The sequence below is a fragment of the Kitasatospora sp. NPDC059408 genome, assembly GCF_042751525.1.
Classification (GTDB): Bacteria; Actinomycetota; Actinomycetes; order Streptomycetales; family Streptomycetaceae; genus Kitasatospora.
On record NZ_JBHYWI010000035.1, the window covers coordinates 80,455 to 90,092 of the forward strand.

Here is a 9,638-nt window from a genome sequence, read left to right on the forward strand (position 1 = left end):
ACGCACCCTGACGCCGCGGCCCTCTGACCTGAGCCGAAAGACACGCCCTAGCCCGCCGCACCGACAGTCCGTTCGGAATTCTCCGCTGCCCCGGCCCGGCCGCCGGGCCGCGCCAGGTGGCGCCGCCCGGCGAGGGCGATCAGCAGGGCGAGCCCGGCCGCAGCGGCGGGCAGCGCATAGCCCGTGCCGGGCGGGGCGTGCTCGGCGACCGTCCCGGCGATCGCCGCGCCCGCCGAAATCCCGATCACGATGCCGGACACCGCCACCGCCATGCCTTCGTTCAACTGCCGCTGCGGGAGCAGCTCCTGGACGAGGGTCATGCCCGTCACCATGGTCGGCGCGGTGCCGGTGCCGGCCGCGAACAGCGCGAGCCCGAGCAGGCCGAACCCGGCCCCGCCCAGCCCGGCGGCGAGCGGCAGGAGCAGCAGCGCCGCCATCGTGGCGATCCCGCGCAGGAAGCGCACGCCCGGTGCCGAGCGCGGCGCCAGCAGCCCGAAGAGCAGCCCGGCCACGCAGGATCCGGCCGCCACGAGGGCCAGCAGCCCGCCCGCGACCGGCTTGTGGCCGAGCGCGTCGGCGTACGCGACCGTGGTGATCTCCGTCGAGCCGAACACCGCACCGGTGGCGAGGAAGGTCAGCACGAGGACGCGCAGTCCGGGCGTGCGCAGCGGGGAGCCGTGACGGGGTGCGGCCGGGCTCCCGGCCGCCAGGGGCGGCTCGGTGCGCTGCTGGGCGGCGAACAGCAGGGTGCCGGCGGTGCCGAGCGTCCCGGCGGTGAGCAGCCCCGCCTCGGGCGCGACGGTCGTGCAGAGCAGCATGCCGAGGACCGGCCCGGCCATGAAGCAGAGCTCGTCCAGCGCCTGTTCGAGGGAGTTGGCCACGTGCCGGGCGGCGGGGTCGTCCCGGTGCAGGTGCGCCCAGCGGGCGCGGGCCATGCCGCCGAGGTTGGGTGCGGCGGCGCAGGCCGCCCAGCACGCGTAGAGGGTCCAGTCGGGCGCGCCGAGGCGGACGCAGAGCACCAGGCCGAGCAGCGGCACGGCGTTGTACAGCGCCGCCGGGACGGCCACCCGCGCCTGCCCGTGGCGGTCGACCAGCCGGCCGATCAGCGGCATCCCGATCGCGCCGGTGGCGAGCCCGGCCGCCGCGACGGTGCCGGCCAGGCCGTAGGAGCCCCGCCGCTCGGCGATCAGCACCACGAGCGAGACGCCGGTCATCGAGAGCGCGAGCCGGCCGAGCAGCCCGGCCAGCGTGAACGCGGCGGCGCCGGGGGCGGCGAACAGGCGCCGGTACGAGGCGAGGAGGGACGGGCCGGGGGTGGACGCGAAAAGGGCGCGCGAGGCCATGGGGCTCCTGGGGAGTCGTGGGGGATTGCCCCCAGCCTCGCCCGGCGTCCCGTCCGCGGTCCAACACCTGTTCCGTCGCACTCACAACACGGTGTTGTTAATCTGCCGCCATGCCCGTCGATCTGCACCCCCGCCTGCTGCGGGGCTTCGTCGCGACCGCCGAGACGCTCCACTTCGGCCGGGCCGCCGGCCTGCTGCACGTGGCGCAGCAGGCGCTCAGCCGGGACGTCCGCACCCTGGAGCGGCTGCTCGGCGACGCGCTGTTCACCCGCACCACGCGCAGCGTCGAACTCACCCCGGCCGGGCGGAGGTTGCTGCCACAGGCCCGCCAACTCCTCGCCCTGCACGACGAGATCGTCGCGGGCACCGGCGAACGGCCGCTGCTGCTCGACCTCAACAGCGACGTCACCGGCCCCGACCTGACCGCCGACCGGGTGCTCGCCCGGGCCCGCGCCGCCCGCCCGGAGGGCGAGCTGCTGGCCCGCTTCCACGGCGGCCTCGCGGCGGCCGCCGGCGAGCTGCTCGCCCACCGGCTGGACGTGTCCTTCGGCCGCTTCGCCGGGCTCCCCGCCGCGCTGCGCGGTCAACTCGCCCAGATCCCGGTCAGGTTGGAGCACGTCTCGGTGATGATGGCGGACACCCACCCGCTGGCCGGCCGTCCGGTGCTGCGCCCGGCCGACCTGGCCGGGCACCCCGTGGACATCTGCGCCGGAAACCCGGCCACCACGGAGTGGACCGACCTCGGAGCCCGCCTGCTGCGCGAGCACGGCCTGACGGCGGCCGCCCCGTACGTGCCACCGGTGGGCGTGGACGAGACCGCCCGCTACCTGGCGCGGCACGGCGACGCGATGCTGACGACGGTCGGCGGTCCGCGCATCCCGGGCGCGGTGAACGTGCCGCTGGTCGAGCCGGTGCCGCTCTGCCTGGTCAGCCTGGTGCACCGGCCGGGCCTGCGGCACGCCGGCCTGACGGCGCTGGTCGCCGCGGCCTCCGCGCTCGGCGCGGCCGAGGGCTGGCTGCGCCGCCCGCCGGGCAGCTGGCTGCCGTCGCCGGACGCGGCCCTGCTCCCCGGCTGAGGCCCGGTGCGGTCGACCCGGCGCCCCACGGCCGTTGTGCGCGGGAACGACGCACCGCCCCTGCCGTTCGGGGGGCGGCAGGGGCGGTGCGGTTCCGGTCGCGCGGCCGTGGCCGGCGTCCTGGTCAGGCGGCCTTCACGGCGGAGATGTCGAAGCTGAGCTTGACCTTCTCGCCGATCAGCACGCCGCCGGTCTCCAGCGCCGCGTTGTAGGTCAGGCCGAACTCGGTGCGGTCGACGACGGCGGTGCCCTCGAAGCCGACCCGCTCGGCGCCGTAGGCGTCGGTGGCGCTGCCGGTGTAGTCGAGGTCGAGGACGATCGGGCGGGTGGTGCCCTTGATCGTGAGGTCGCCGGTCATCCGGTAGGAGTCGCCGCGCAGGCGCTCGGCGGAGGTGCTGCGGAAGCGGATCTCCGGGTGGGTGTCGACGGCGAAGAAGTCGCCGGTGCGCAGGTGCTCGTCGCGCTGGGCCTGGTTGGTGTCGATGCTGGCGACCTTGATCACCAGCTCGGCGCTGGAGTTGCCGGGGGTGGCGCCGTCGAGGTGCAGCTTGCCGTCGTAGTCGGTGAAGCGGCCCTTGACGTTGGTCACCATCGCGTGGCGCACCGAGAAGCCGACCTCGCTGTGCGTGGTGTCGACCGTCCAGTCGCCGGTCAGGTGGGCGAGGTCCGGCCCGGTCGGGGCCTCGGCGACGGCGGTGGCGGTCGTGGCGGCGGTCTTGGTGCGGTTGAACAGGCCCATGGCTCCTCCTCGGGTTCGAAGCCATTTGTTTAGGCTTCAACTTCTTCCTGGAACCACCATAGACCCACCTCGTTCAAACTTCAACCACTTCGCCGTGTCGGTGGTCGCGATTACGCTTCCAGGGCGACCCCGGTCAATCCACGAGCAGCTCCGCCACCCCCGAGAGGCCCGCCCATGTTCGCCCTGCACGCGCTCTGGCGCGCGGACGGCAGGCTGGCGCTCTGGGCCGAGGACGCCCGCCGCCACCCCGCGGCCGCGGCCGTGGAGGCGCCCGCGCGGACGGCCCCGCGCGCTCATCCGTACGCCAGTCCGGCCGCCGAGGTGGCCGCCGTGCTCGGCGGGATCGGCCCGGGCCTCGGCTGGCTGGCCGGCCAGGCGTCCGAGCGCTGGGCCACCCTGCTGCTGCCGACCGCCGGCTCCCTGCCCGCGCCGTCCCCCGACCTGCCGGCCACCCCCGTGCGCGGCGCGGCGGTGCTCGCGCCGTGGCGGGTACCCGCGCTGCTGTTCGACGCCGGAGCGGCGGCCCAGCTGCTGGGCGAGGTCTTCGACCCGCACTGGGCCGTGACCGGCACCGAACTGCCCGGCGTCGGGCGCGTCGACGTCGTCTACGGGCCGTCGCTGCGCTGGCTCACCGGCGTGCACGACCTCGCCTGGCGGACGGTCGGCGGCGGCCGGGTGCTGCCGCAGCTCCTGGCGGACGGCGCCCCGCAGGCCCGCTGGCGTCCGGACCTCACCACCGACGGCCGCCGGGAGGCCGCCGCCCTCGCCGCCGGCTGCCCGCCAGTGGCCCTGGGGGAGTGGCCGCCCGCCGGTGTCACGGGGGAAGCGCTGGTCGACGCCGCGCTGAGCGCCCTCGTGGACGCCGAGGCGAGGTCCGCCCTCGCCGCCGCGCCCCCGCTCCTGCGCGGCGGCGACGACCCGACCGGCGCGGCCGAGCGGTGGCTGACGGCCCTCGCCGCCCCGGACGCCGCCTTCACCGCCGACCCGGGGGACCTGGCCGACCTGCACCGCCGGCTCTCCGCCTGGTGCGCCGCCGCCGAGCCCACCGACCCCGCCCTGCGGCTCTGCTTCCGCCTGCTGGAGCCGCTCGGCCCGGACGACGGCGACCCCGAGGGCCGTCCGTCCGACGACGCCTGGCAAGTGGAGTTCCTGCTCCAGGCCGTCGACGAGCCGTCCCTGCTGGTCCGCGCCGCCGACCTGCACGAAGGCGGCGCCGCCCGCGCCGCGCTGGCCCGCAAGGCCGACGACCCGGCCGACGTCCTGGCCGCCGAACTCGCCCGCGCCGCCCACCGCTGGCCGGAGCTGGACGGGCTGCGCCACCGCTCCCGCCCGTCCGCCCTCCCGCTCGACCGCGCCGGGGCCCTGGACTTCCTGCGCACCGCGGCGCCCGCCCTCGCCGAGAGCGGGTTCGGCGTGCTGCTCCCGGCCTGGTGGCGCCGCAAGCCCCGGCTCGGCCTCGCCCTGCGCGCCACCACCCCGCCCGCGCCCGGCTCGCTCGCCGTCACGAGCCAGGTGGACCGGGACACCGTCGTCGCGTTCCAGTGGCAGGCGGCGCTCGGCCCGGACGGCGATCCGCTCAGCGAGCGGGAGCTCGCCGAACTGGCCGCCGCCAAGCAGGGGTTGGTCCGGGTGCGGGGCACCTGGCTGGAGGCCGACCCGGCGCAGATCGCCGCCGCGCTCGCCTTCCTCGACCACCGGCGGGACACCGCCATCGCCACGACGCAGGTGCTGCGGATGGCGCTCGACCCCGAGGCCACCGTCGCCGGCCTGCCGGTCACCGCCGTCCGGGCCGACGGCCCATTGGGCGACCTGCTCGCCGGGCGCACCGCCACCGCCCCGGCCCCCACGCTCCCGCCGGACTTCCGCGCGACCCTCCGCCCGTACCAGGAGCGGGGGTTGGCCTGGCTGCGGGCGATGGCCGGGCTCGGCCTGGGCGCCGTCCTCGCCGACGACATGGGCCTCGGCAAGACCGTGCAGACCCTCGCCCTGCTGGCCGCCGAGCAGGCGGACGGCGCGACGGCCCCCACCCTGCTGGTCTGCCCGATGTCCCTCGTCGGGAACTGGCAGCGCGAGACCGAGCGCTTCGCCCCCGGCCTGCGCACCCACGTCCACCACGGCTCCGGCCGCCTCGGCCCGGACGAACTCGCCGCCGCCGTCGGGGAAGTGGACCTCGTCATCACCACCTACGGACTGGTCCAGCGCGACCTCGCCGCCCTGCGGAAGGTCCGCTGGCGCCGGGTCGTGGCCGACGAGGCCCAGCACGTCAAGAACGCCAGCACCGCCCAGGCCCGCGCGATCCGCGCCCTGCCCGTCGCCGTGCACCGGATCGCCCTCACCGGCACCCCGGTGGAGAACCGGCTGTCCGAGCTGCACGCCGTCCTGGACTTCGCCAACCCCGGGCTGCTCGGCCCGGCCGAGCGCTTCAAGGAGCGCTACGCGATCCCCGTCGAACTGCACCGCAGCCCCGACCGAACCGCCGAACTCCGGCGCCGCACCGGCCCGTTCGTCCTGCGCCGGCTCAAGACCGACCCGGCGGTGGCGGCCGACCTGCCCGCCAAGCAGGAGATGACCGTCTGGTGCAACCTCACCGCCGAGCAGGCCGGCCTCTACCAGGCGGTGGTGGCCGACCTGCTGCGCCGGGTCGAGGGCATCCGGGGCGTGGAGCGCCGCGGCACGGTGCTCGCCGCGATCGGCAAGCTCAAGCAGGTGTGCAACCACCCGGCCCAACTGCTGCACGACGGGTCGGCGTTGGGCGAGCGCTCGGGCAAGGTCGCCCGGCTGGCCGAGCTCCTCGAAGAGGCCCTCGCCGAGGGCGACCGCACCCTGGTCTTCACCCAGTACGCCGAGTTCGGCGCGATGCTCCGCCCGTACCTGGCCCGGCGGCTCGGCGAGGAGGTGCTCTACCTGCACGGCGGACTCTCCCGGGCCCGCCGCGAGGAGCTCGTCGAACGCTTCCAATCCCCGGACGGGCCACGGGTGTTCATCCTCTCCCTGCGGGCCGGCGGCACCGGGCTCAACCTGACCGCCGCCAACCAGGTGATCCACCTCGACCACTGGTGGAACCCGGCGGTCGAGCAGCAGGCCACCGACCGCGCGTTCCGGATCGGCCAGCGCCGGGACGTCCAGGTGCGCCGGCTGGTGTGCGTCGGCACGGTCGAGGAGCGCATCGACGAACTCCTCACCGCCAAGCGCACGTTGGCCGACACCGTGGTCGGGGAGGGCGAGCACTGGCTCACCGACCTGCCCGCCGACGCGCTGCGCGAACTGGTCGAACTCACCCGCGACGACGCGGTGGCCGAGGAGGAAGCATGACCGAACCCGACCCCGTCGTGAACGTCGCCGCCTACTGGCGCGGCGACTTCACCCTGAGAGCCGAGGACGACCGGGACACGGACGAACCGTCCCTCCGCCGCCTGGGCCCGTCCGGCATCACCGTGCGCGGACGCGACCTCGCCGCCGTGCTCGCCCCGGCCTACGACGCGTTCCGCGCCTGACCGGCGGCTACCCTGCGAAGGTGACCGAAACCCTCGAACACCCCGGCCTCGCCGACTTCGAAGCGCACCGGCGGATGATCTTCGGCATCGCCTACCGGATGCTCGGCGGCGTCGCCGACGCCGAGGACCTGGTCCAGGACACCTGGCTGCGCTGGAGCCAGGTCACCGGCCCGGTCGCCAACCCGGCCGGCTACCTCGCCCGGACGGTCACCAACCTCGCCCTCAACCGGCTCGACTCGGCCGCCGTCCGCCGCGAGTCCTACGTCGGGCCGTGGCTGCCCGAACCCCTCGTCGGCGAGCCGGACGCGACCGAGGGCGTCGAACGCGCCGAGACCGTCTCGCTCGCCGTCATGGTGCTGCTGGAGAGCCTCTCCCCGCTGGAACGGGCCGTCTTCGTGCTCAAGGAGGTCTTCGGCTTCTCCTACAAGGAGATCGGCGAGGCCCTCGACCGCGGCGAGACGGCCTGCCGCCAGGTCGGCAGCCGGGCCAGGGCCCACGTCCAGGCCGGCCGGCCCCGCTACGACGCCCCCGCGGACCTGCGCCGCCGGGCCACCGACGAGTTCCTCGCGGCCTGCGTCGGCGGCGACCTCAACCGCATGCTGGAGCTGCTCGCCCCCGACGTCACCTCGTGGACCGACGGCGGCGGCGTCGTGCGCGCCGCACTGCGGCCCGTCACCGGCGCCGACAACGTGGCCCGCTTCGTCCTCGGCGTCCTCGCGCAGCTCGGCGAAGCCACCGCCCGCCCGGCCCTCGTCAACGGCCAGCCCGGCCTGCTGCTCACGGTGGGCGACCGCGTCGACTCCGTCACGGTCTTCGAGTTCGCCGAAGGCCCCGACGGCGCACCCCTCATCGCCGCCATGCGGACCGTCCGCAACCCCCACAAGCTCACCCGGCTCAATCCTTGACCCTCCACCTGGTCGAGGAACCACAGTGACCAGCATGGAGAGCGACCTGCACAGCATCGGCGAACTGGCCCGCGCCACCGGCCTGGGCGTCGGCACCCTGCGCTACTACGACGGCGCCGACGTGCTCGCCCCCGCCCACGTCGACCCGCAGACCGGCTACCGCTGGTACGGGCCCCGGCAGCTCGCCGACGCCCGCCTGCTCGCCCGGCTGCGCCGCGTCGGCCTGCCGCTGGCCGGGATCCGCGCCGTGCTCGGCGCGGCCCCCGGCTCCGGCGCGGCCCACCGCGTCGTCGACGCGCACCTGCGCCGCCTGGAGGACGGCCTCGCCGACGCCCGCCGCGAACTCTCCCTGATCCGCACGCTGATCGACCAGAGGGAGAACCCGATGACCGCCGCCCCCGCCGAGCTCCGGCTCACCGTCCCGGCCCCCGCGCTGGCCGCCGCCCTGGACGCGGTCCGCTTCGCCGTCTGCGCCGACCCCGAACTCCCGGTCCTCGCCGGGGTGCTGTTCGAGGTGGACGGCGCCGCGCTGCGCCTGGTGGCGACCGACCGCTACCGGATGGCGCTCGCCGAGGTGCCCCTGCCGACCACGCCCGAGCCGCGGGCCGGCACGATCGTCCCGACCGCCCTGGCGGACGCCCTGCGCGCCCTGCTCGCCGACGCGACGGAGGCCGAACTCACCCTCGGCGGCGGCTTCGTACGCATCGAGGCCGGCGCCCACCGGATCGAGGGCGCCACCCCGGACCTCGACTACCCCGACTACCGGGCGCTCACCCGGCTCGACCCGCTCCACCGCGTCGACATCCCCGCCGCCGACCTGCGCGGAGCCGTCGAGTCCGGCGCCACCCACACCCTGCCGTCCGGCCCGGACGGCGCGGACTGCGCGGTCACCGTCCTCGCCGTCACCCCGGACGGCCGACTCGCGGTGCCCCCGGCCGGTGCCGATCCCACCCCCGGCGAACTCCGGGTGGCGGTCAACCGGAACTTCCTCCTGGAGGCCCTGGACGCCGGCCGCCCCGACCAACTGGTCCTCGAACTCGGCGGCCCCATCGCCCCGCTGGCGATCCGCACCCCCGGCCGCGACGGCACCTTCTCCATGCTGATGCCGATCCGGGTGCCCGAACTCGTGCGATCCACCGAGTGATCGGACGACGCGAAGCCGCCTAGCCTCACCACCATGGGAACCCCACCGGACTTCGCCACCGCCTGGGCGGCACTCCCGCCCGCCGCCCGCCGCTGCCTCGAACTCGCCCACCGTGCCTGGCTCGACGACGGCCTGCCGGTGGGCGCGGTGCTCACCGACGAGACCGGCACCATCGTCACGGAGGGCCGCAACCGCGCGTACGACCCCCCGGGCGGCCCGGACCATCTCCAGGGCACCCCGCTGGCCCACGCCGAACTCAACGCACTGGCCGCCGCCAGAACCGCCTGGAACCTCGGCACCCACACCCTGTGGAGCAGCCACCGCCCGTGCGCGATGTGCACGGCCGCAGCGGGCTTCACCGGAGTCGGAACGGTCCGCTACCTGGCCGAGGACCCCTGGGCGGAAGCCACCGGCCACCGGCCCACCACCGACCTCCCCCTCCTGGGCCCCACCGAGGACCACTGGGCGTCGGTGGTGGCCGCGGCACTCTTCCTGGCCGACACCATCCGCAGAGCAGGCCCCACCCACCCCGTCATCCAGAAGGCCCACCCCGAGACCGCCACCCTGGCGAACACGTTCGCGCAGCTCAGGACCCCAGACCTCCAGATGCTCATCACAGAGACATGGCACACCATCCCCAAGGCAGCAACACCCCCCTGAGCACCTCACCCCCACCCCACCTCACCCAACCCCCCCACCTCACCCAACCCCCCCACCCCCACCCCCCACCCCCACCCCTCACCCCCACACCCTCCCCGCCGCACCAATGCACCCACCCAGACCACCCTCCTCCCCCTCCCCCCACAGGCAAGAGGGAGCGCTGCGGGAGGGGGTGGCGGAGGGGGTGGCCGCGGAGAGGGGCGTGACGGGTGATTTTCAGACTGCCAACGGCGAGAACACCCCCACCCACAGAGTCGGCAGTCGGAAAATCATCCAG

General features: G+C 75.7%; 8 protein-coding genes. 6 read left to right on the plus strand and 2 right to left on the minus strand.

The features are described from left to right. Positions 1-47: 47 nt before the first annotated feature. On the minus strand, positions 48-1,343 hold the full coding sequence (locus ACFXDE_RS23445) for an MFS transporter (protein WP_380496742.1): 1,296 nt from the start codon (positions 1,341-1,343) through the stop codon (positions 48-50). Positions 1,344-1,453: 110 nt separating this feature from the next. On the opposite strand from ACFXDE_RS23445, the gene ACFXDE_RS23450 reads away from it, so the two are divergent. Then, positions 1,454-2,419 (plus strand): LysR family transcriptional regulator, encoded by a 966-nt coding sequence (locus ACFXDE_RS23450; protein WP_380496743.1) that lies wholly within the window; start codon positions 1,454-1,456, stop codon positions 2,417-2,419. A gap of 124 nt (positions 2,420-2,543) precedes the next feature. On the opposite strand, the gene ACFXDE_RS23455 is transcribed toward ACFXDE_RS23450, so the two are convergent. Further along, positions 2,544-3,158, minus strand: a complete 615-nt coding sequence (locus tag ACFXDE_RS23455) for a YceI family protein (RefSeq protein ID WP_380448580.1) — start codon at positions 3,156-3,158, stop codon at positions 2,544-2,546. 174 nt (positions 3,159-3,332) lie between these two features. Here ACFXDE_RS23455 and ACFXDE_RS23460 point away from each other — a divergent pair, with 174 nt between their 5' ends. The 5 genes from ACFXDE_RS23460 to ACFXDE_RS23480 are packed head-to-tail and all read left to right on the plus strand — an operon-like array spanning position 3,333 to position 9,361. Continuing rightward, the gene (locus ACFXDE_RS23460; RefSeq protein ID WP_380496745.1) at positions 3,333-6,470 is read left to right on the plus strand and encodes a DEAD/DEAH box helicase; all 3,138 of its coding nucleotides are present in this window, start codon (positions 3,333-3,335) and stop codon (positions 6,468-6,470) included. After that, positions 6,467-6,652, plus strand: coding sequence for a hypothetical protein (locus ACFXDE_RS23465; protein ID WP_380448577.1), 186 nt, complete (start codon positions 6,467-6,469; stop codon positions 6,650-6,652). Before ACFXDE_RS23460 ends, ACFXDE_RS23465 begins: the two co-directional genes overlap by 4 nt. Before the next feature lie 20 nt (positions 6,653-6,672). After that, entirely contained in the window at positions 6,673-7,557 is an 885-nt protein-coding gene (gene sigJ, locus ACFXDE_RS23470) for an RNA polymerase sigma factor SigJ (RefSeq protein ID WP_380496746.1), read from the plus strand. A 34-nt stretch (positions 7,558-7,591) separates the two neighbouring features. Next, positions 7,592-8,701, plus strand: coding sequence for a MerR family transcriptional regulator (locus tag ACFXDE_RS23475; RefSeq protein WP_380496751.1), 1,110 nt, complete (start codon positions 7,592-7,594; stop codon positions 8,699-8,701). Between the two features lie 33 nt (positions 8,702-8,734). Then, on the plus strand, positions 8,735-9,361 hold the full coding sequence (locus tag ACFXDE_RS23480) for a nucleoside deaminase (RefSeq protein ID WP_380496747.1): 627 nt from the start codon (positions 8,735-8,737) through the stop codon (positions 9,359-9,361). Positions 9,362-9,638: the final 277 nt, after the last annotated feature.

Bases quoted from the DNA above. Each gene is read 5' to 3' on its own strand.
- ACFXDE_RS23445 (WP_380496742.1), bottom strand. From the start codon at position 1,343: ATGGCCTCGCGCGCCCTTTTCGCGTCCACCCCCGGCCCGTCCCTCCTC.
- ACFXDE_RS23450 (WP_380496743.1), top strand. From the start codon at position 1,454: ATGCCCGTCGATCTGCACCCCCGCCTGCTGCGGGGCTTCGTCGCGACC.
- ACFXDE_RS23455 (WP_380448580.1), bottom strand. From the start codon at position 3,158: ATGGGCCTGTTCAACCGCACCAAGACCGCCGCCACGACCGCCACCGCC.
- ACFXDE_RS23460 (WP_380496745.1), top strand. From the start codon at position 3,333: ATGTTCGCCCTGCACGCGCTCTGGCGCGCGGACGGCAGGCTGGCGCTC.
- ACFXDE_RS23465 (WP_380448577.1), top strand. From the start codon at position 6,467: ATGACCGAACCCGACCCCGTCGTGAACGTCGCCGCCTACTGGCGCGGC.
- ACFXDE_RS23475 (WP_380496751.1), top strand. From the start codon at position 7,592: ATGGAGAGCGACCTGCACAGCATCGGCGAACTGGCCCGCGCCACCGGC.
- ACFXDE_RS23480 (WP_380496747.1), top strand. From the start codon at position 8,735: ATGGGAACCCCACCGGACTTCGCCACCGCCTGGGCGGCACTCCCGCCC.